Consider the following 21218-nt stretch of genomic DNA (forward strand, 5'->3'; position numbering starts at 1 on the left):
CCAAGGCGATGAAGGCCGTCGCCTTGCCCGCGGATGTCAGATACGAATTTGGTGGACTATTCGCAGAACAGCAAAAGTCGTTCCGTGATCTCATCACTGTATTCGGCGCCGCCTTCATCCTGTCGGGCCTTCTCCTTGTCTTCCTATTCAGGGATATGTCGCAGGCGATATCTGTCCTGGGCGTAGTGGGACTGACTATACCGGGCGTTTTAGCGGGACTGGTTTTGACAGGGACGGAAATGAACATCGCGGCCATGATGGGGCTAACGATGGTCATCGGCATCATTGCGGAACTTGGTGTGTTCTATTTTGCTGAACTGCCCGAAGGCGAGGTTGGATCAAAGCACCGCATAGACGCCGGGCGCGCCAGGTTGAGGCCGATCCTTATGTCTGCCCTGATTGCCATACTTGCTCTTGCGCCACTGGCTCTCAAGATCGGTGAGGGGTCGGCATTGTTGGCTCCGATGGCCGTCGCCATCATCTGTGGACTCATAGTCGGTGCCCCCTTGGTACTAATAGGCGGGCCGGTGATGCATGCGGCACTCACACCGAAAAAAAGAACCATGCGTCCTGCAAAATCATGAGCACCGCCTCAACCCATCACCTCAGGCAATGCATTCTGAGCTGTAGCAAGTCAAACCGCGAGCGCAGGAGACGTCGTGACTGATCCGGAAGGCACTGCATCCTCACGACACCGCGCAGCAACACTTGTGAGCATATTACGGGCCGGGCTCGCCGGGTTCGGCATAGTTCTGATACTGATCGGAATTCCGATAGGCATTCTGACACCTTTTCCGATGGTGCCGATCGGTCTTACGGTTGCGCTCACAGGCACTGCGCTGGTTGCGCGCAATTCAGCATCAGGGCGCGCGTGGATCGCGCGAACACTAGAACACCATCCAAGAATTCAGAGAATAGTGCCCGACTGGCTGCGTGCCTTGATATTCGGCGAACTTCGAGGTGATGCTGTGAGTGATGATTGAGCAGGGCAGGCGCTGGTTCCGTTTGGTCGACCATAGGTTTTTGGTCTTGTTGCTCGGTGCAGTATTCACTGTCCTTGCGATTGCCGTAGTGACTCTGCCTCAGATTGCGGAAATTGATCGCGCAATTAGCCAAGCTGCCCAATCGTTTCACACGCCTTTATTAGATCGAGCAATGATCTCATTCACCCAATTAGCTGACAGCGCATCCCTTATTGCGATCGCTATCATCATCGCGGGTGTTTTGATGGCAGCAAGCGCCTTTCGACCCGCGCTCTTGTGCGTGAGCACTTTTCTTGGAACGTCACTTCTAGTGAGCACAATAAAGATAATCGTTCACCGCGCTCGACCAATTCAGGACCTGTATTCGGGCGTCGACGCGTATAGCTTTCCGAGCGGGCATATGACCAACTCAACTGTGATTCTTGGCGTTCTGGTCCTTATCGTTGCGCGGACCTGGTCTGGACCACTTCGTATGTTCATGGTCGCACTCTTGGCGGGTTTGATTGTGCTGGTAGGACTGTCGCGAATATATCTGGGAGCCCACTGGCCGACAGATGTTATCGGCGGCGCATTGCTGGGGGCAACAATCCTAGTTTTGATCGAACACGTATTACCTCAACGCTTCGCGTTTAAAAGAATGCGAACGGCAACAACGGCTGCAATGATCCTGGCCAGTCTTGTATGGGCGAGCCATGTCTATTTTGGTTTCGAAACTGAGTCTCGCTTCTATTTAACCAAACGTCCGGTGACTCAGCGGGTTGATCACGGTTCAGAAAATCCTGCCGATGCGCTTTATGACCAACTTACCCTGTTTCAAATCGGGCTATTCGAACACCAGACTTGACGTAAGTAACCACAAAGAAAAGTGGCGTCGACTGGATTCGGGAGGGAGATTCGCGAGCGAAGGGGACACGTGTGCGCTTGAGACTGCTACAAATTCGCTGATGCCACAGGGCTTCTGCTTCGCCATGCCAGCAACATACAAATCTGTATAGTGGGTGACATATCCGCGAGATCAGAACTGTATACATATCTCTAATCGAATACCGCGCAGTTAGCGCCCACTTGATTGGAAAGCTTTATGACACATAATGTCCTCAGGATACGGTATGGTTTCTCGGCACTCACAGCATTGGCGCTCGTAACGGCGTGTGGCAGCCCTGCGCAAACCCCAGCGACATCTCACGTAGCTGCCCCAGGCACAGATCCGACAAATACGGTTACTCACCCCGAAATTGCATCACCGTCAAAAGCAGTCGACTCGGCGGAAATTTTTGAAGCCTTGGGCGAACAGGCTTTTACGGCGACTCCCGATCAATTGGCGATATTGGTAGACAACGCATCACAAACAGCCCGTGGTCTTGTCGGGCTCATGCCTGGGGATAGTTCCAAAGAATTAGATGGGCAGATGACTGCCATTCGCGAGGCCGTGAAACGGGACGAAAGGGCTGACATTGCTTTGTCGGCTGTCGAGGCGTTCAAGCTCGTCGTAACCAGATTTCCGCCAGATACCCGAATTCCACTTGCGATTAGTTACCTTGATTATGCGGGGTTCAGGATACAGGCAGACTTGAAATCAGTACCGATCCGGTGGGAGGATGCCGACGCTGCAATGGCGTACGCTAAAGAGCAGTGGTCGGTTGTCGAGAGCCAAGTCAGGAATGAAAACCTTCGCATGAGATTTGTGAATGAGCTTGCGGCACTCGATAGCGCACTGGTTGAGCGAGATGCACTTGCTGCATCTGCCGCTGTGATTGTTGAACTTGATTCGGTTGACGCATTGGAATCTGATTTCCAATCCCACTAGGGACAATACACCTAGCCACCTGCACCAAAACTCAAGGTGACTATGATGAAATCGACCACCCTGCCGATCATGTCATCAATATTGGGCGACCTTGCTAACCAGTATCTTATGAGTAGGTCTTTTGTAACTTAAGCGACCTAGCCTGCCCCTTCGAGGTGGTCCGCGCGTTTTATTAGTCCGGCGGTTTCCACGTAGCGGCGTTCATGCTGACACACCTCCATAGTAAGGCGGTATAAACGCCGAGGGCAAGACAGCTTTTGGCGTCGGTGGTTTGTAGCCGAGCGATGAGTGCGGACGTACCGTGTTGCAGTGCTGTCTCCAGGCCTCGATGAGGACCTTTGCCTCGCGCAGATCATAGAAGATTTCCCTCGCCAGAAGTTCGTCACGGAGGTTGGAGTTGAAGCTCTCGCAGTAGCCGTTTTCCCATGGACTTGCTGGCGTTATGTAGAGGGTCTTCATGCCGATACGGCCGAGCCAGTCTCTTAAAGCGGTGGCGATAAACTCCGGACCATTGTCGGAACGTATGTGCTCCTGCGCTCCATGCTGCACGAACAACTCGCCCAGCGTATCAAGCACGTCTCGCGAGTTCAGTCTGCGCGCGACACTGATCGCAAGGCATTCCCGGGTGAACTCGTCGATCACGCACAGCATCCTGAAGACCTTGCCATCATGGGTGCGGTCCTGGACGAGCCGAAGGCAGGCGAAGCCAACTCATAGGACCAGACATGACCTTTGTGCGTTGGCCGTAGCCGCACGCAGGAGCCGTCATTTAGCCAGAGGCGACTGCGATTCGGTTGTTTCATTGGTACTTTGAGCCCTTTTTCGGGAAATCGATCCTTGACCGATTTCTAATCCTCAAATGACGTCGCCAGATGCGATAGACCCACTCTTCATTCACATGCCATCCATCGGCGCGGAGCAAGGCGGTGATCCTGGGATACCCATACCGACCGAACCGTTCGGCCAGATGGATGACCGCCTCGGTCAGCCTGCCTTCATCGCCGCGCGGCGCTCCTGGCTAGCGCTGGGTCGAGCGGTGCTGGCCGATCACGCGGCAGGCTCGGCGCTCTGAGACACCAAGCTCTTCCACAACGTGATCGACCGCATCCCGGCGTCGTGAAGGGCTTAAAACTTTGGCTGCGCCTATCTGCGGCTCCCCGCACGACTTCCTGGAGGATCTGGTTATCGAGTGTGAGGTCTGAAACGGCCCGCCGAAACCGGGCGTTCTCCTTCTCCATTTCCTTCATCCGCTTGGCCTGACCGACCTGCAGGCCACCGTACTCCCTGCGCCAGCGATAGTAGGTCTGCTCGGTAACGCCGACAGCGCGCGCCGCAGCCGCTGTCGTTTCTCCACGCGCGAGGCGAACCTGCACTTCCCGCAGCTTCGCAATGATCTCTTCAGGCTTGGCTCTCTTGCCCATGTCTCAGCTCCATATCTGAAGCCGGAACCAACTCAAATACCGGACCACTTTTTGGGATGCAGACCACTTCCTACTGAAACTGGTTTTTGAGCAAAATTGTGCTAGTTCAAAGGTCGACGCTGTGAACCAGCGTCGACCTCACGCGGTCGAAAAACTGTGGACCAAAACCAAACCAAACTGAGGACCGAGAATCGATTTTCCATCACGTAAGTATCTGAAACAATTGGATAAAATATATGGATTGTGGCACGTCACTCGCGCCATTTTCTTGATATTACTGACAAAAAATTCCCGCCTTCCTAGCGTTTCGCTTCGGGAAGGCGGGGATTTTTGTTTGTCACCAATATGCATCGCGCTCAGCAGCACTGTGTGCGCCCTCAGCGGCGGCGGGGAACCGACCCTCACATGTCACCTGAAGATCAGCTCAAGGCGCGCCTGGAGGTCGCTAGAGCGCTCACCATAATATAAGTCTGTCAGGGATGTCGCTTGCTGGAGAGACTGCGTGTCTCGATCCGGCGCGGACTGTATTTACAGATGCCGCCTGGGGGGCGCGTAATGCTGATGGGGCTCTCGATTGCGATTGCCCAATAGAGGGCTCCCGGCCCCTTACGAGGGCCGGGAGAGAGTCTGGGAGGACTATTGGGAGAACAGGCGCAGGCGGACGCCAACTGTGCGCGGGTTGGGACCAGCGCCGGCCGGAACACCATCGTTGCCGACAAAAGTCGGACCGCGTTCATCGGTCAAGTTGGTGCCGAACAGTGAAAGCTCATAGGTTTCAGTGCGCATGCCGAGTGTCATGTTCGCCAGGCTGTACGGATCAGCGATCGCGCCGTTCGACTGGAGACGGTCGCCATTGCGGCTGTAGCCGATATTACCGAAGCCTTCGATGTTCGCCGTGATGTCCCGCGTGTAGGCGGCATCAATCCGGTAGTTGGACTCAATCGTGTTGACCAGTCGTGAGCCCGGCTTGAACAGTGGAAGCGCGGCCTGCACGGCAGCATCAACGCGATCAAACTTCGAATCATTGAAGTTACCGACAGCATTCAGGCTTAGGCCTTCAATCGGCGTATCCCAGTGAACTTCAAGGTCGATACCTTTCGACGTACCGTCGCCGAAGTTTGAGAAGCCGTTGACGCCGTCGATGGCGCCCGGCGTGCTGGTTTGCAGATCGGTATATTCGGTCTGATAGAGGTTCAGCCCAAATGTAAGGTTCCGATCAGGCGTACGCCATTTCAGGCCAAACTCGTAGTTCTGCGACGTTTCCGGCTCCAGGCCGACCTGTGCAGGCACGCCGGCCAGCTGGAGTGATTCCACCTGTACCTGCGACTGCACGATACCAGCACGGAAACCCGTCGACGCGGTCACGAACATGGTCAGGTCGTCCGTCGGCAGGTAGGACAGGTTTACGCGCCACGTGGTCACGTCCTTCTCGGTCTCCAGCGAGCTTGTTGCATCTTCAAACGTGCGTTTGTCGTGATACTGACGAAGACCGACAAGTGGGACGAGCTTGCCATCAAACAGATCATAGCTGACCTCGCCGAAAATGGCGTGGTTCTTCGTGATCGTGTTATTGTCGGCATTGATCATCAGGCCTGGGCGCTCAAGCGTGTTTGCCTGAGGGCCTTCGCCGTCCTGGTAGGACGCGCCGATCAGCCAGTGCAGTGGGCCAGCGCCGGTCGAGTTGGCGCGAACCTCCTGCGCGAACATTTCAGGATAGAACTGGCTGGAGAAGAAGCCCTGCGGCGCGATCGGGATATAGATCCCGAAATTGCCTGTCAGGTCGCTTGTCGCGCTTGTGATCGAGAAGTTCTCAAAATCAATATCGGCCGTGAAGCTCAGCAGTTTGAAGTCGCCGTTGCCATAGCTGGGCTGGCCTGCCGTGTTGGCATAATAGGCCGGTTCGACCGATGCCATGTTGCCGAGGAAGTCCTGGCGTGGCTGGAAGTGCCAGTACTGGGCGCGCAGCGTGATGTTGTCAGTCGGCTTGGCCAGCGCCACAACGCGGACATCGTCATTCTTGGAGCCGTTTACGCCGGTTGCATCCGGCGTGCCGTCATAGGGGCCGAAATATTCGTCGGCCCAGCCCGGGTTATCGGATGTGCCGCCGCTGATGCGAATTGCCAGCTTGTCTTTGATGATTGGAACGGAGACCGCCGCCGCTGCGCCGAAATTGTCGCCCACGGCGTCCTTGGTTTGCGAGGCTTCGAGTTCAGCGCTCCATTCCATGTCGCTGAGGTTCGGATCTTTCGTGTGGAAGATGAACACACCGCCGGACGAGCCTTGCCCGTAAAGCGTGCCTTGCGGACCGCGCAGGACTTCGACACGTTCCATGTCGAGGAAGCGGACAGGTGGCGCGATGCCGAAGTTCGTTACGATGAATGGGACATCGTCGAGATAATAGCCGATCGGGGAATCGCCGTTCGCGTTGCTGCCACCGGCGCCGCGCAGATTGTAGGAGCGCGATGCGACTGACTGGCGCTGGCCTTCATAGGCGCCCGGAACGGTTGAGATGAGATCGTCGATCGTATTGATATTGCGGACCTTGAGGTCTTCGCCGCTGAATGCCTGAACGGCAAGCGGTACGCTCTGCAGTTCCTGGGCGCCGGTTTTAGAGGCCGTGACGACGACTGTGTCGAGTTCGTAGTCCTTGTCCTCCGGCTCGGAAGTGCTTGCCTGAGCATAGGCAGAGCTGCTTGCCATGGAGATCGCGATCACCAATGACAATGCGGTTGTGTTACGTGTACGCAGCATTTTGTCCATCCCTAAGGGTCTAGTATTCTTCTGATAGTCCAAACGATTGCATACTCCTAGTTCACGGATAATCCAAGAGTGCAAGAGGGCCGAAAAAATATTTTTGAGAGAGCGTTGCTGAAATACACAACTGGCTGAGCCGACGGTGAAATCGGCTTGCGTAGCTGGCTCTCAGAGAGTCCTTCGGCCTTGCGTGTATCTCAGCAGGGCTTGTGTGGCAGCAGGTCTCGGCCTATGGGAATACAAACGGTTGCAATAATTAAGGCGGCTGTAAGGGAGATTGCCAATGGTCATACAATTCATGAATCGAAATCTATTTGAGCCAGCGCAAAAGCTGCTGGCGCGATGCAGTGTGAGTCTTGCTACCTGGCGGGCACCTGCAATCGCGGGCGCACTTTGCCTTGCTGCGCCGATGGCGGCCCATGCCGGACCACTGCAGGTGGGGGCCGCCAAGGTCGATATCACGCCGTCGCCACTGCCCGAGAATTTTCTAGGCGTGCTCGATCCGATTTATGCCCGCGCCATAGTTGTTGAGAACGACGGTAACCGTGCAGCATTCATCACGGTCGATACGGGTGGAATTTCCACCGACATCTGGAAAGCCGTCAGCGAACGTGCCGCGAAAGAGCTTAGCATACCCGTGGACCAGATGATGCTGACGGCCACCCACACGCACAGCGTGCCGTTTGGCAGAAAGGGTGATGCCTATGTCGAGCTGATCTACCAGTCCGTTAAGGATGCTGCCGCCGCGCTGCAGCCAGCCCAGATGGCCTATGGAACGGGCGTTTCCTACATCAATGTGAACCGCAACATCATTGATCCGGAGACGCATCGCTGGTGGGAAGGCCCCAATTATGACGGGCCGACCGACAAAACGGTGGCTGTTGTCAGGTTTGAAACGCCGAAGGGTGCGCCGATCGCGGTCTACTACAATTATGGCGTTCATGCCGTTCTGACGGGCAACCTGGACCTCATCAGCGGGGACCTGCCCGGTGCCGCATCAGCCTATATTGAGGACTCGCTGGGCAAGGATGTGGTGGCTGTCTATTCGAACGGCGCAGCCGGTGACCAGAACCCCATCTATTTCCAACAAACCTATGATCTGCGGGCGATCCGCATTGATGACTACGCCGCACGCGGTGAGGACATCAGCAATGGCATGCCGCGGGGTGGTCAGGGTATGGATCGCGGCAACCCGGAAGTTGCGAAACTGATGGAGCAGCAGAAGCAGATGAATCTTTCGATGGGCCAGATGCTCGGCGAAGAAGTGCTTCACGTGATGCGCCGCTCGCTTGAGCGGCCCGTTTCTGACGCGACCATTCGCGGTATGCGCAAGACGGTGTCCTGCCCGGGCCGCGTACGCCTCGACAAGGGCCGCGCAGGCTATGCTGGCCAATATGAAGATGCAGATCCTGTCGACATCCAGCTGAGCCTGCTGAAGATCGGCGATACTGTGATTGGCGGCGTGAATGGTGAGGTCTTTACAACCATTGCCCAGCGCTTCAAGCAACTGTCCCCCTACAAGCACACGATGATGACGACCCTGACAAATGGCACAGCCAAATCGGGGTACATTCCGAATGACGCGGCTTATGGGCAGTACACGTTCGAAGTTGTTTCCTCGCGCCTGAAGCCAGGGTGTGCCGAGACAGCCATTGCGGAAGGCCTTGTCGACCTCATTGACGAGGTCGAATAGAGGCAGACGCGGCTTTACGTCGGCTCAGTTGAGCCGTCTATGCGATACATTCAGGGCGCGCATCTGCATAGGCAGGTGCGCGCTCTTTTCTTTGGGGCGATGCGGCGAGGAAGTGGCCTGCGGGCACTCGGCCAAGGCTTGCCAGTATGAGGCGTCCATACGGACAGATAAAAAAGGGGCGCCATGCTGTCGCGCGGCGCCCCGAGGCTTAGAGGAGGAAGTCTTCTTCGGTGGTGGGGTGTCCGAATTAGACCTCCGTCTGGTCCGGTCATGTACTATGAGCCGGATCATCCCAGATGGATCGTCTTATCTGCCAAGATGGCTGTTGAAGAAGTCGATCATTACCTTGTAGGCGTCGCGAGATTCCGGGACGTCCGGATTGTAGAAGAAGCCGTGAAACATGCCTTCCCAGACATGGAGGTCGGCTTCGACGCCGAGCTTCACAAGACGGCTGTGCGTGTAGACAGCTGCGCTCATTTCGAACCCGCGCGTGCCTGTAATGATTTGGGTCGGCGGGAAGCGGGAAAGGATTTCATCGGACTCTGTCGGAGCAACAAGCGGATCATAGGGGTCGGCTTCTGACAGATAGGGCATGAGTGAGCGTGCCGGTTTGTCGGAGGCGGGCTCCTCTGTCGGCGGAGCCATGAAGCGTCCTTCACCGATGGCTGTGGCAGTATAGTTGGCATCACCACCAAAGCCTTTCACGGGTGGAGCGGCGCCGGCGCAATAGATGCCGATGGCGCCGGGCATAGGCAGGTCATGGGCCTGGAACCAAGCCATGGACATGCCGGTCAGCATGCCACCGGCGGAGCACCCGTAGATGCCGATATTTTCCGGCGCATAGGTTTTCAAAAGCTCGGTATAGACCTTGGCGACATCTTCGCTGGCGGCCGGAAACTTGTATTCGGGCGCCTGGCGATAGTCCACGGCAACGACACGGAAGCCACCAAGCGACGCCAGCGGAACGGACTCAAGTTCCGCGCAAGCAGGCCAGCAGGTTATGAAGCCGCCGCCATGTAGATCGATCAATACGCGGTCTTTTTGCGCATCGGAGACGCCACCAACGGGGGTGTAATCATAAACGTGAACACCGCCCATACTGGTATCGGTCTTGCTAAAGGGATAGAGCTCTGCCTGCCGGTCCATGTAGGTTTTCAGAAACATGGGTGCGCCGATTTCTTCGACTTCCTTGATCATTTCCGGATTTTGCATCGCGGTCAGGTGGTCGGTTAGGTATGCCTTGCCCTCGGGGCTGAGATAGTCAGACACCGGCACGGACATGGCCGGTACCAGCACTGTGCCATCCGGCTTAACGACGACTTTAGCGGCGGTAGGCGGTGTGGTCTCCGGTGCTGGCGCGCTGGCGCAGGCCGCAATGGCGAAAACAGAAAGGGCCATCGCGCAGGCGACTGCGAGACGTCCGGGTTTTCGTTGGGAGTTTGGCTGTATATCCATTTCTCTTCTTCCTGGCGTCATTGTGAGATTGTCGAGCTTCATTGGTCTGCTGCCATCGCGGCGCCGTCAGCGGTAGCGACTTCGGTTTTGACCCACCAGACGGCAGCGGCAGCGCAGAACATGCAGACGCCGCAAAGGCGCAGTACATTGCGCGCGTCACCGCCCAGCAGCGGTTCGTAGTAGAAGGGCAGGGTGGCCGCGAGCAGCAGCATCGGGATCACGATCATCATGTTGAAGATGCCCATGTAGACGCCCGTGCGATCTGGCGGGATGGCATTCGAGAGGATGATGTAGGGATTGCCCATGATGGACGCCCAGCCGATGCCTATGCCGATGGCCGGAATGAACAGCATCCACTTCTCCGAAGCGAAGGGCAGACTAAACATGCCGATGCCCGCCAGGATGAGACAGAGGGCGTGAATGCGATGTGCGCCAAGCCTTTTTGCGAGCGGGACCATGGCGAAGGCCAGAACGAAGCCCAGCCCGTTATAGAAGGCTGCCATTTCGCCATTCGCAAGAACCGCTGAGCGGAAACCATCCGAAACAGCATCAGACGTACCGTAAACCGAATGCCCGATCGAGTAGACGACATAGGCCCAGTAAGCGGCCATGGCATACCACTGGAACAGACTCATCAGAGCAAGTTTGCGCATCGCAATTGGCATTTCGATGATCGCCTGCCAGATCTCCGCGAAGACCGGGAGGAAGCCTTTCGGCTTGGCATCAATGGCGGCCTCTTCCTGAGGCGTCAGGGGCAGTTCCGGAACGCGGAGAATGGACCAGAGGATCGTTGTGAGTGAGAGAAATGCGCCGATCATAAAGGCATAGCGTGTAACATATGGAATGTTGTGGCTGTCGATGGCGTTCATGTTCATGCCAAGCACGTAGACCATGAAGGACGGGGACAGGAAGGCCAGCATCTGTGCCAGCCCAGTGAACGCACTTTGTGTCAGGAAGCCGAGTTGTCGCTGCTCGGGTTCAAGCCGGTCGCTGACATAAGCCCTGTAAGGTTCCATTGTTATATTGTTGCCGGCATCAAGGATCCAAAGCAGGCTGGCCGCCATGAGGATCGATGAGCTGAGCGGCATGAAGAACAGGCCTAGCGAGCACAGAATGGCGCCGAAGATGAAATACGGGGTGCGTCGACCCCATCGCGATTTGGTCTTGTCGCTCAATGCGCCGATGATGGGCTGAACAATCAGGCCTGTCATCGGGCCGGCTAGCGTCAGAATGGGAAGCGCTGCTTCATTTGCCCCGAGATAGGAATAGATCGGGCTCATGTTGCCTTGCTGCAGACCGAAGCTGAACTGCAGGCCGAGGAAGCCGAGGTTCATTTCCAGTATGCGCAGGACGCTTACGTGCGGCCGGGGTGTGACCCGCTCATGTGCGGGCGCGGTGCCTGTAGACTGAACCATTTTGGCCTCCCAGCCCTGAAATTTTTATGAGATCATCAGGATCAGACTTGCTTATACGAGGCATGTTTGCGTCATACAACAATCGATTGCTTTTTTGCGCCGACCGTGGGAATTTTAAGCTCGGGAGTGCGCAAATGTCTAAACAAAATGGTCTTTTGGTCGGCGGCGTGGATGGCGGCGGAACCACATTCAAATGCTGTATCTCCACGGCCGAAGGCGAAATACTGAGGTCTGAACGCTTTGTCACGGCAAGGCCTGAAGACACGATGGACGCCTGTTCTGATTTCTTTGTGCGCTGTGCCAAGGCCGGCCAGCCGCCCGAGGGTATTGGGATTGCCTGTTTTGGTCCACTCGATATTGATCCTCAGTCTGCTAACTATGGCTCCATCCTGAATACGCCAAAGGCTGGCTGGAGCGGATTCAATGTCAGGAATGAGCTGGCCGACAGGACAGGGCTGCCTGTTAGTGTCGATACAGATGTGAACGGCGCGCTGGGGGCTGAAATGGCCTGGGGCGCGGCCCGCGGCGCGAAGAGCGCCGTTTACGTGACCGTTGGAACGGGAATAGGCGCGGGAATATTCGCCAATGGCGACTTTCTTGGCCGGCCGAGCCATCCGGAATTCGGCCATATCCGTGTGACGCGGCATCGGGATGATATCTACGGAGGGTCCTGCAGCTTCCATGGCGACTGCCTGGAGGGGCTGACGAGCGCGCCTGCGGTGGAGGCGCGGTTTGGTCCGCCCGAACTGATGGCGCCGGATCATCCCGGCTGGGAAATCGTGGCCTGCTATCTTGCGCAGGCGTGCATCTCGCTGACCCTGACACTGAGGCCTGAAAAGATCGTTCTGGGCGGTGGCTTGTTGCTTGCGCCCGGGCTGATTGATCACATTCGCGAACAGTATGCCGCCATGCTGAACGGCTATCTCTACATGCCGACAGATGCTGTCGCGCAGCTGATTGTTCTGCCTGGGCTTGGCGACAATGCCGGATTGCTGGGCGGCGCCAAGTTGGCCTTGCAGAGCTTGGTGAGCCAATGACAGATTCTGCTGAGCGGCTGGCGCTTGAGACTTGGGCCAAGGGGGAGAAAATTTTGCTGTGGCCTGACGGCGTGCCAGGCGGCGCATTCGCTGCGCAGGCGCTTCCTTCTGGCTGGCCGCAAACCCAGCTACGGAATATCGCGCAGCCTTATATGCGTCTTTTCCGTCCGGAGCGCGCTAACGGACGGAGCCTTCTGATTATTCCCGGCGGGGCCTATACGTTTGTGTCCATTGCCAATGAGGGCGTTGATATTGCCCGGTCAATGACCGCCGAAGGTTATACTGTTTTTGTGCTTGTCCACCGTTTACCATCTGAAGGGTGGGGTCAGCCGTCTGAGGTGGCACTTCAAGATGCGCGGTGCGCTTTGGCCCTTATTGGCGAGATGTCGGCGACGCTTGGGACGGACGTGACTCAAGTGCATGTCATCGGCTTTTCCGCTGGCGGACACCTCGCTGCGTCACTTGCCACGCGGCCGGGGGATGGGGCGACAGATACGCCGTCTCTAAGCTCGATGGGGCTTATTTACCCTGTGATTTCGCATGAGAAGCAGATCGGGAACGCGTTGTCGACGCAAAGCCTTCTTGGCGACAATCCTTCGGAGAGCATGGTCGCGCTGCACTCGCCTGCGGGACATGTTTCGGCAAATACACCGCCCGGGTTTTTTGTGCATGCACTCGATGATGCTGACGTTCCATCGGAGAACAGTCTTGTCATGATCAGGGCCATGCAGGCTGCTGGTCGTCCAGCAGAGCTACATCTGTTTGAAGAGGGTGGTCACGGATTTGGTCTCGGGCCACCGCACCTGCCGGTGAGGCAGTGGCTGGGGCTCTATTGTGACTGGCTCGACCGGAAAAATACCAAGCCAGAAAGCGCAGCGTGATGCGCAAATACAGAAAAAATATAGAGGAGACGTAGAGGATGGTTGATTTCAACAGACGACAGTTCGCCATGCTGGGCGGCATTACCTTGCTTGGCACGCTTGCGGCTGGCTCGATCGGAGCGTGCGCCTCGGCGCCCGAAGCGATCGCCAGCAATGATCTGAGTATGGTCGACCCGGAGCTGCGCGAAGCCGCAGGAAGAATTCTGGAGATGTCGTCCAAGGGCGGCGGGTTTTCGGACGCGACCCTGCAAGCATCGCGTGAGCGTGGCGCTTCTTTTGTGCGACCTTTCTTGCCCGATGTGCCGGTGGTCGAGCGGCAGGTTCCTGGCGCATCTGGCATGGCGGATGTGACCGTTTACGTGGTAAATGGCGGGGGCGAGACGGCGCGTCCTGCCATCCTTCATACACACGGTGGTGGTCACATTCTCGGGTCTGCGAAAGGGGATGTGCCTTACCTTCAGGCGATGGCACGCGAGCTCGATTGTGTGGTCGTAACGGTTGAATACCGTCTTGCGCCCGAAACCAAATATACCGGGTCGGTAGAGGACAATTATGCGGGTCTGCTCTGGCTCTACAGAAATGCCGACGCGATCGGCGTGGACAGGTCGCGTATTGCCCTGCTGGGTGAAAGCGCCGGCGGAACGCATGCGGCCTTGCTCGCGATTGCAGCGCGTGATCGTGGTGAAGTGCCTATTGTCCTTCAGGCGCTGATATATCCGATGCTTGACGACCGGACGGGCAGCACGCGTTCCGTACCACCCTTCATTGGTGCGATTGGTTGGGATGCTAAGTCCAACGGCTATGGCTGGACGTCATTCCTGGGGCAGGAGGCTGGAAGCGCGAGTGTTCCGGCAGCCGGTGTGCCGGCGCGCATTGCCGATCTTAACGGACTGCCGCCCGCATTTATCAGCGTCGGTGCACTCGACTTGTTCGTATCGGAGGACATCCAGTATGCGAACCGCCTCATCGATTCTGGTGTCCCGACCGAGTTGCTGGTGGTTCCGGGAGCCTTCCACGGGTTTGATCGTGTGGGAGCCGAAGCGGCAGTTTCGAAGCGTTTCGATGCTGCAAAGATGGCGGCCTTCCGGCGCGCTTTTTAGCCAGCCGTCGTGACGCTCTCTTCGCAATAAGCCAAGCCATTGCGCATCGTGTCAGACGCGACGAATGAATATAGCAATCGATTGTATAATGCGATAAACAAACAATCGAAACGTCAATGCCTGATAGGACGCGTACCAGTCCGGGGACGAAGGATCGTATGAGATCGAAAGTAATTGTGAATGTCCCCGAGGCATCGTCAACGCGCTTTACACACGGTATCGCGCACCCCGAGCTGTGGCTGTGGGATTCATGGACGTGCAAGTCTGAGGGCAGGTACCACCTGTATTGCCTGGCTTTTGCCCGAAAGGATTCAGAGGGGCGTCCAACATCTCCAGCCCAGAGAAACGATTTCAAATTCCATATCCGGCATTTTGAAAGCGAAGATGCAGGTGAATCATGGCGTGACCGGGGTGCTGTCGTGCAATCCACGTCGGAGCCAAATGCGACCCTGAGCGATAATGTATGGAGCGGGTCTACCCACATAGACAGCGATGGCACATTTCTGTTCGCTTATACGGGCTTGCCAAGTGTGTCGAAGGACCGGCGGTTTCTCCAGACAATTTGCATCGCAGAAGGCGCCGATCCGGGCGACGTGTCCCGCTTGCCACTGGCAGCTGTGTCCGATCCTTTGCGGGATTACGACTCCATTCGTGCGGCCGGTTACTTCCTCGGTGAACGCGAAATGCTCGGTGCAAATTGCGGTGAATCCGGCGGTCCCATCCTGGCCTGGCGTGACCCTTTCCTTTTCAGACATGAAGGCAGCATTCATGCGCTCTGGGCCGCCAAGGCGGGGGCCTTGCAACCTGCTGTGGCACATGCGAGCCTGCGCCGGAATGAGGGCGGTGGCTTCGTCGTTGACGAGCTATTTCCGCCGATGCTGTTGCCTGATGGGGATGCGTTTACGCAAGCCGAGGTGCCGAAGGTCTATTTCGACGACAGCAACCAGAAATACTGGCTCATTATTTCTGCCTGCAATCGTATCTCCGAAGATCAGCCTGATGATGAAATTGTTAAAGATCAGCGCTTGTATGTCAGCGACAAGCTTCGCGGTCCGTGGATCGCATATCGCGGGACGACGAGTGTCGTACCGGATATCGAGCATCTGTTTGGCGCCAGCGTAATGGACGTCGACTTTGCCGCCGGTCAGCTCAGACTGATCGCTCCCTATACTGAAATGGCGGATTCCTCACTGCAGCTGACATTTGCGCCGGTCAAGACTGTGGTGCTCCCAGAGCAGGAGCGGCTGGCGACACTATTGGGAAGAAGCATGGCTGACGGGTTTTAGCCAGGGTGGGCGATGCCTTACCTATTTGGAACGCTGGACTGACGGACGACCAGTTCAGTATTCGTAAGGCGTGACCTGACGCGCTCTCCGTTTATCTTTTTCAGGAGGAGGGAGACCAAGAGCTCTCCGCCTTGCGCAATGTTCTGATTGATTGTGGTCAGCGCTGGCGTTGATAGTGCGGACTGGCCGATATTGTCATAGCCCATGACGCTGACGTCGTTCGGCACACTCAACTTGACCGAATGAAGAGCGTGGATGGCGGCCATGGCCAGAACATCCGATGCTGCGAAAATCGCATCGAATTCGACGCCTGATTTCGCAAATTCGATCACAGCTTTGTAGGCTTTCCTACCGCCAAAGTTGACGGGAAGGATAAGGCGCTTGTCATGGGACCTGCGAGCTTTGGTGTGGACTGCGGCAAAGCCGTCATAGCGCAGTTGGACTTCCGGAAGCGAAACGTCGCCGAGAAAAAGGATGCGGCGTCGGCCGACGGAGAAGAGGTGCTCAGCGGCCAGACGACCACCTTTTTCGTTGTCGCTCCCGACAAAGGTGTAGCGGTTGTGTGCAAATCGGCCGCCCCAGACGACGACATTCTTGCGAAGGTCGCTGGCTTCGTTCAATCGATCCGAACGGCCGGCCTGTCCGATCACGATAAGGCCATCGGCACGGCCCGTCTGGAGGAGGCGGCGCTCGGCAATTTGGCTTTCAGATTGTGGAAGGCTGATAACAAGATCATAGCCTGCGCGCGCGGCGGCGTTGGACACGGCGCCCACCATTTCGAGGTAGAACGGATCCGAAATTGTCTGCTCGGATTTGGCATCAATCGGGATAACGATTCCGAGCATATTGCTGGACTGACGCCGCAGGCTTTGTGCTGAGGCATTGACCACATAACCGAGCTCATCGGCTAGTTTCATAATGTGGTCTTTGGTCTTTTGTTTCACGAGAGGGCTGTCAGCCAGCGCGCGCGATACTGTCGAAATATCAACCTGGGCCTGCTTCGCCAGCTCGCTCATGGTTACGCGCTTGTTCATTGATTTTGCTCCAAAGTCGCGCCTGCCCACGCCGGGTATCTCTTATCGACCACTCCGAGAAATACAAGAATATTGTAAAACCATACGGGGCATTTCCCGCGATGCAAGGAAGCGTGGCGTCGCGGCCGACGAATCGGATGTAGCGTGGGCGGCCATATGATCACGGTCAGTGCGCTCGCGGCCTTCTGCCCAGCAGCCTTTAGTGTGCTTTTTTGCATGCTCGGGCACGTCGGTGCTGCTCGGCTGGAACTCGCCCCCCTATATCGGGAGGGTAGGGTCGGACGTTCAGACGGTACGTTGTTTTACCGGAAGAGATCTAGGTCGATGGCGTCTGCCATGGCGCGGTAGCCAGCGTCCGAGGGGTGGATTGAGTCGCCTGAATTATATGCTCTCGCCAGACGGCCTTCGTTATCCGGGTCGCGCACGATTGCGTCGAAGTCGATGACGGCGTCGAAAGCGGCGCTGTTACGGATCCAGTCGTTGACTTCCTGCCTGATCACTTCCTTTCCTTCCGTGGCGTAGCCGGGAAGGGGGGAGCCCAGATCAGGCGTGAGTGTGGCGCCGATAATTGTGACGCCGCGCGCGTGCGCTCTGCTGATCAGTTGTGAGTACGCTGCAATGATGTCGTGTGTGCCGAGGGTTCGGTATGAGTCGGACATACCATTCAGGGTGAACCCGCTGAGGCCGATGTCATTGATGCCCTCCATCAGGATGATGTGGGTTACGCCGGGAACTGACAGTGCATCGCGATCGAATCGCGTGAGCGCGCTTTCTCCAAGTACGCCTTCTTCGAGCAGACGGTTGCCGCCAATTCCCTGGTTGGCAATCGCAATATTTTGCAAGCCTTCCGCCCGGAAACGTGCTGCAAGGTAGTCTGGCCAACCGCGCGTCAGCGGATCTGCGCTGCCATTGCCGTCGGTAATGGAATCGCCAAAAGCAACGATAACGCGGTTCACGCTCGGATTGTCGACGAGTATGGCCGTTACGAGGGGGCGCGCCACAATGGTCTCGGCGCCTTCGAGAACTATCTCGGCTGTTCTGTCATCGCCTGGCAGCATGCTGACGACCAGCTGCTTGTCAGCCTGGGGCGGGCTAACGGGACCCACCAGGTGGACGCTGACTGCGAGTACATTGCCCGAGGCGACAGGCAGTGCCACTGGGTCACTCCAGACCGTTCCGCCGGAAAGCAGCGAGACACCGACTTGATCGTTGAATGAAAGCTTTTGCATCGTTTCGGGCATGATGCCCGTGGCGTCAGTCAGCGCGATGGTGGCGCCGTCAATGGCAAGCTTTGGCACGCTCGGGCCACCGGACAATGCGATGCGTACCGAGTTGCCTCCCGCGCTGACACGCATGAGATAGCGGAGGTTTCCCTCAAGTTGCGGCGTGGTGACGCCCGGGGGCAGGATCTCGGGCGGGATTGGCGTCGAGGGGCTGCTTGTCCAGGTGGCGACCCAATTGGGGCGGGCGGTCGCTGGCTGTTGCGTGTCCTGTATGGTCGTGCAGGCGGCAGCAACAAGAATACCCGTTGCGAGCAGCGTATATCTGACTGCGGCGCAAATAGGGGTACTGAGCATGAGGGACATCCTTTGAAATCGGTCGGCGCTGCGGATCGGTGGTCAGGGGCAGGCGCTAGTTTCCGGCCTTATCGACGGCTTTTTGAATCGCGACGACGGCATCGTCATGCATCGCAGCGTACCCAAGACGTTGGGGGTGCACGCCGTCATGTGTATAGTCGCCCTTCATCTCGCCCTCGTCGCCAACCAGATTGGCGTAATAGTCCACATAGACGGCGCCGATCTCTTCGGCATAGTCCTTGAGCCACTCATTGAGCGAGCCGATGCGCTCTACAGGCTGGATGTCCGCGCGCCAGCCAAAGGACTTCGCAGGGGGGATACTGGCGAGGATAACGACAATGTCCTGGCTTTGCGCCATGGCGGCCATGGCGCGAATATTCGCTTTGTAGTCCTCGTCGCGCACAAAACCCGTGTTTTCGGCAAGATCATTCGTGCCGGCCATTATATGGACCGCTGTGGGATGAAGGGTGACCACGTCCTGCCAAAAGCGGGCGACCATCTGTGTGCTCGTCTGGCCACTAATCCCGCGGCCAATCACGCCGTCGGTAAAGAGGTCGGCATCTCCGACGGTCCAGAATTCGGTAATCGAGTCGCCCATGAATACGGTTCTCGGCGCTGGTCCGCCGGAAAGAGCCGCGTTGGCCGCCTTGTATTTGCAGACGTAGGCCCAGTCGTTTTTCTGGCGATACTTCTCGCCCTCCTGTAGCGTGCCCAGTTCCGGCGCGCCCATAATCGACTGGTGGGTAAAGTTGCTCGCCGGATCGAGAAGGTCATGAACGACGCCCGCCATGAAAGTTGTCACGGTCGGATCTTCCGTCTGGCACGGCGGCGCTGCGTCTGCCGGCTCCGGTTGAGCGTTTGCAGTGAAGTGTAGTGCGGCAAGGGCGACTGAAAGAACCAGGGCATTTGGCAAGCGGACAAGCGGATAGTTTTTCACTTCGAATTCCCTTCAATGCGTATTTTGTTTTGAGATGGGCATGACGATACCGAATACGCAATGTTCGTCATCAAGTGTTTGTATGGCTAACAACACCGGTATGATCGATGCGGACAATCGATTGTATTATAGTGATGCAATCGGTTCAAGTGCGATGTATGCGACCGATTTTGTTCGAACAGCAACAGTCTCCAAATTTTTGATTGAGTGGATTGCGATGCTTCAAGCGCGGTGATAAAGAATTATACAATCGATTGGATAAAAAATCGAGCGACAGGGAGAGGAGCAGGCCATGCGCACTGATTATGCTTGCCGAGATTATTCGGCATCGACAAAAGATATTTTCCGTAAATCCACAGCAATTGGAGGCTTGAAGTCCGCCAGCAGTGCGCTTGTGCTATCGGCTATGGCCGTCATTGCTGTCACGCCAGCCTTTGCGCAGGATGAAGCACCCGCAACAGCGGACGATAGTGTGCGCCGCGAGGCCACAATCGTCGTGACTGCCACTAAGACCGGCGCGCAGGCACTGGAAGACGTGCCGTTTGCCATTCAAGCGTTCAGCGGTGAATCACTGACGAACAGGAACATCCGTGAAGGCGCAGACCTGATCGAGTTGATTCCTGGGGCATCGCAGGTGCAGCAGATTGGCGCCGGCTATCGTATCTTCGCATTCCGTGGAACGGGAGCTGGCGGTCCTGTCGGTGATGGCATGGTAGGCTATTACCTGGATGATACGCCTTTTGGCGTGCCAAATAACCAGACTGCTCCGCCGCTTCAGTACTTTGATATTGAGCGCGTCGAGGTGCTGCGCGGGCCGCAGGGCACGCTTTACGGGCAAGGTTCAATGGGCGGCGCGATCATCTATCGCACCAAGAATCCCGACATGAGCGAGTTCACTACAGAAGGCGAAGCGTCCCTGTCGTCGACGGCGGATGCAAGCGATCCGAACTACAGGGTTTCGGCGGCCGTTTCCGTTCCTTTGATCAAGGATAAACTGGGCCTGCGCCTCAGCGGCGGCTATGATTATCAGGCCGGTTATGTGGATGTGTATTCGGATGGTCCAGTGGGCAAACCACGTCTAACCGATGCAAACGATATCACGGCCAAGAACCTCCAGGCCGTGCTGCTCTGGCAACCGACCGATGACCTTTCTGTGCGACTTCGCGCCTGGGAATTCTCGACGGACCAAGACTTCTTGTCTGTCTTCGCATCTGTTGATCCGCCATATGCGGCAAACCAGGGCGATGTGAATGGCTATGACAAGCGCAAAGCGCGATTCTACTCCAACACGATCAACTATGATTTTAGCAATTTCACGCTGACAAACGCGACCAGCTATCAGGAATCCCTGCCGGGTGGCTTCAGCACCGGTCTTGGCTTGGGCCCACCGCTTGGCACGGGCGTTCTGAAAAATGGTGGCAATTCCGACAGCTTTGTGAACGAATTCCGCCTCGCCACGAACGGCGATGGTCCCTTCCACTGGGTCGGCGGGCTCTATTATCAGAAGGCCGAGGGGCTCTACATATTCAACCTCGACTTCCCGTCACTTTCACTTGATGGCACCACCCTCACAAAAACAGAGAACAGCTCGGTGTTCTCGGAAATCAGCTATGACCTGTTTGGTGGCAAGCTCGTGCCACTGGTCGGGCTTCGGTATTATCAGGACACGCGGACGTCTGAATCCGTCTCCAACGGTGTGCCTGCCAACAGCAAGGCTAATCTCGACGCCACGACGTGGCGTGTGAACCTTGCTTATTACCCGACAGAAGACTGGACGGTCTTCTTCAATGCGGGAACCGGCTTCCGCAGGATCGTGTCCCAGCGCGTGGTGTAACTGA

At 56.8% G+C, this 21218-nt stretch carries 15 protein-coding genes and 1 pseudogene; 9 read left to right on the forward strand and 7 right to left on the reverse strand.

Annotated features, from left to right (window positions below; all coding sequences use genetic code 11):
- The 3 genes from HOC_RS18470 to HOC_RS18480 all read left to right on the forward strand — a co-directional run.
- A partial coding sequence (locus HOC_RS18470) for an efflux RND transporter permease subunit (RefSeq protein WP_035541307.1) occupies positions 1–584 on the forward strand: 584 nt, incomplete at its 5' end.
- A 391-nt stretch (positions 585–975) separates the two neighbouring features.
- Entirely contained in the window at positions 976–1827 is an 852-nt protein-coding gene (locus HOC_RS21550) for a phosphatase PAP2 family protein (protein ID WP_051625092.1), read from the forward strand.
- Positions 1828–2064: 237 nt separating this feature from the next.
- Complete coding sequence (locus HOC_RS18480) at positions 2065–2790, forward strand: hypothetical protein (protein ID WP_156950544.1); 726 nt, start codon at positions 2065–2067, stop codon at positions 2788–2790.
- Between the two features lie 201 nt (positions 2791–2991).
- Here the strand turns inward: HOC_RS18480 and HOC_RS21935 are convergent.
- Together HOC_RS21935 and HOC_RS18495 are read right to left on the reverse strand one after the other, a co-directional pair.
- A pseudogene (locus HOC_RS21935) lies at positions 2992–4211 on the reverse strand (IS3 family transposase).
- A 636-nt stretch (positions 4212–4847) separates the two neighbouring features.
- The gene (locus HOC_RS18495; protein ID WP_035541317.1) at positions 4848–6962 is read right to left on the reverse strand and encodes a TonB-dependent receptor; all 2115 of its coding nucleotides are present in this window, start codon (positions 6960–6962) and stop codon (positions 4848–4850) included.
- Between the two features lie 352 nt (positions 6963–7314).
- Between HOC_RS18495 and HOC_RS18500 the strand changes: the two genes are divergently transcribed.
- A complete protein-coding gene (locus HOC_RS18500; protein ID WP_206741613.1) occupies positions 7315–8658 on the forward strand; it encodes a neutral/alkaline non-lysosomal ceramidase N-terminal domain-containing protein in 1344 nt (447 codons plus the stop codon).
- A gap of 306 nt (positions 8659–8964) precedes the next feature.
- Here HOC_RS18500 and HOC_RS18505 read toward each other — a convergent pair whose 3' ends face one another.
- Complete coding sequence (locus HOC_RS18505) at positions 8965–10113, reverse strand: alpha/beta hydrolase fold domain-containing protein (protein WP_035541310.1); 1149 nt, start codon at positions 10111–10113, stop codon at positions 8965–8967.
- 38 nt (positions 10114–10151) lie between these two features.
- Positions 10152–11528 carry an MFS transporter gene (locus HOC_RS18510; RefSeq protein ID WP_051625093.1) on the reverse strand — a complete coding sequence of 459 codons (1377 nt, stop codon included), beginning with the start codon at positions 11526–11528 and terminating at the stop codon, positions 10152–10154.
- 134 nt (positions 11529–11662) lie between these two features.
- Here HOC_RS18510 and HOC_RS18515 point away from each other — a divergent pair, with 134 nt between their 5' ends.
- The 4 genes from HOC_RS18515 (at position 11663) to HOC_RS18530 (ending at position 15832) form a co-directional block, all read left to right on the forward strand.
- Positions 11663–12565, forward strand: coding sequence for an ROK family protein (locus HOC_RS18515; RefSeq protein ID WP_035541313.1), 903 nt, complete (start codon positions 11663–11665; stop codon positions 12563–12565).
- Positions 12562–13446, forward strand: coding sequence for an alpha/beta hydrolase (locus HOC_RS18520; protein WP_051625095.1), 885 nt, complete (start codon positions 12562–12564; stop codon positions 13444–13446). Before HOC_RS18515 ends, HOC_RS18520 begins: the two co-directional genes overlap by 4 nt.
- A gap of 38 nt (positions 13447–13484) precedes the next feature.
- On the forward strand, positions 13485–14546 hold the full coding sequence (locus tag HOC_RS18525; RefSeq protein ID WP_051625096.1) for an alpha/beta hydrolase: 1062 nt from the start codon (positions 13485–13487) through the stop codon (positions 14544–14546).
- Between the two features lie 158 nt (positions 14547–14704).
- Entirely contained in the window at positions 14705–15832 is a 1128-nt protein-coding gene (locus HOC_RS18530; protein WP_035541314.1) for a glycoside hydrolase family protein, read from the forward strand.
- Positions 15833–15849: 17 nt separating this feature from the next.
- Here the strand turns inward: HOC_RS18530 and HOC_RS18535 are convergent, their stop codons facing one another.
- The 3 genes from HOC_RS18535 to HOC_RS18545 form a co-directional block, all read right to left on the reverse strand.
- Entirely contained in the window at positions 15850–16866 is a 1017-nt protein-coding gene (locus tag HOC_RS18535; RefSeq protein WP_035541315.1) for a LacI family DNA-binding transcriptional regulator, read from the reverse strand.
- 302 nt (positions 16867–17168) lie between these two features.
- Positions 17169–18443, reverse strand: a complete 1275-nt coding sequence (locus HOC_RS18540; protein ID WP_051625097.1) for an SGNH/GDSL hydrolase family protein — start codon at positions 18441–18443, stop codon at positions 17169–17171.
- A 55-nt stretch (positions 18444–18498) separates the two neighbouring features.
- Positions 18499–19380, reverse strand: a complete 882-nt coding sequence (locus HOC_RS18545) for a GDSL-type esterase/lipase family protein (protein ID WP_051625098.1) — start codon at positions 19378–19380, stop codon at positions 18499–18501.
- Positions 19381–19750: 370 nt separating this feature from the next.
- Between HOC_RS18545 and HOC_RS18550 the strand changes: the two genes are divergently transcribed.
- Positions 19751–21214 carry a TonB-dependent receptor gene (locus HOC_RS18550; protein ID WP_206741614.1) on the forward strand — a complete coding sequence of 488 codons (1464 nt, stop codon included), beginning with the start codon at positions 19751–19753 and terminating at the stop codon, positions 21212–21214.
- The last annotated feature ends 4 nt before the right edge of the window (positions 21215–21218 follow it).

The sequence above is a fragment of the Hyphomonas oceanitis SCH89 genome (assembly GCF_000685295.1).
GTDB lineage: Bacteria > Pseudomonadota > Alphaproteobacteria > Caulobacterales > Hyphomonadaceae > Hyphomonas > Hyphomonas oceanitis.

Bases quoted from the DNA above. Each gene is read 5' to 3' on its own strand.
- HOC_RS18505 (WP_035541310.1), bottom strand. From the start codon at position 10,113: ATGGATATACAGCCAAACTCCCAACGAAAACCCGGACGTCTCGCAGTC.
- HOC_RS18495 (WP_035541317.1), bottom strand. From the start codon at position 6,962: ATGCTGCGTACACGTAACACAACCGCATTGTCATTGGTGATCGCGATC.
- HOC_RS18525 (WP_051625096.1), top strand. From the start codon at position 13,485: ATGGTTGATTTCAACAGACGACAGTTCGCCATGCTGGGCGGCATTACC.
- HOC_RS18535 (WP_035541315.1), bottom strand. From the start codon at position 16,866: ATGAACAAGCGCGTAACCATGAGCGAGCTGGCGAAGCAGGCCCAGGTT.
- HOC_RS18515 (WP_035541313.1), top strand. From the start codon at position 11,663: ATGTCTAAACAAAATGGTCTTTTGGTCGGCGGCGTGGATGGCGGCGGA.
- HOC_RS18530 (WP_035541314.1), top strand. From the start codon at position 14,705: ATGAGATCGAAAGTAATTGTGAATGTCCCCGAGGCATCGTCAACGCGC.
- HOC_RS21550 (WP_051625092.1), top strand. From the start codon at position 976: ATGATTGAGCAGGGCAGGCGCTGGTTCCGTTTGGTCGACCATAGGTTT.
- HOC_RS18510 (WP_051625093.1), bottom strand. From the start codon at position 11,528: ATGGTTCAGTCTACAGGCACCGCGCCCGCACATGAGCGGGTCACACCC.
- HOC_RS18480 (WP_156950544.1), top strand. From the start codon at position 2,065: ATGACACATAATGTCCTCAGGATACGGTATGGTTTCTCGGCACTCACA.
- HOC_RS18520 (WP_051625095.1), top strand. From the start codon at position 12,562: ATGACAGATTCTGCTGAGCGGCTGGCGCTTGAGACTTGGGCCAAGGGG.
- HOC_RS18540 (WP_051625097.1), bottom strand. From the start codon at position 18,443: ATGCTCAGTACCCCTATTTGCGCCGCAGTCAGATATACGCTGCTCGCA.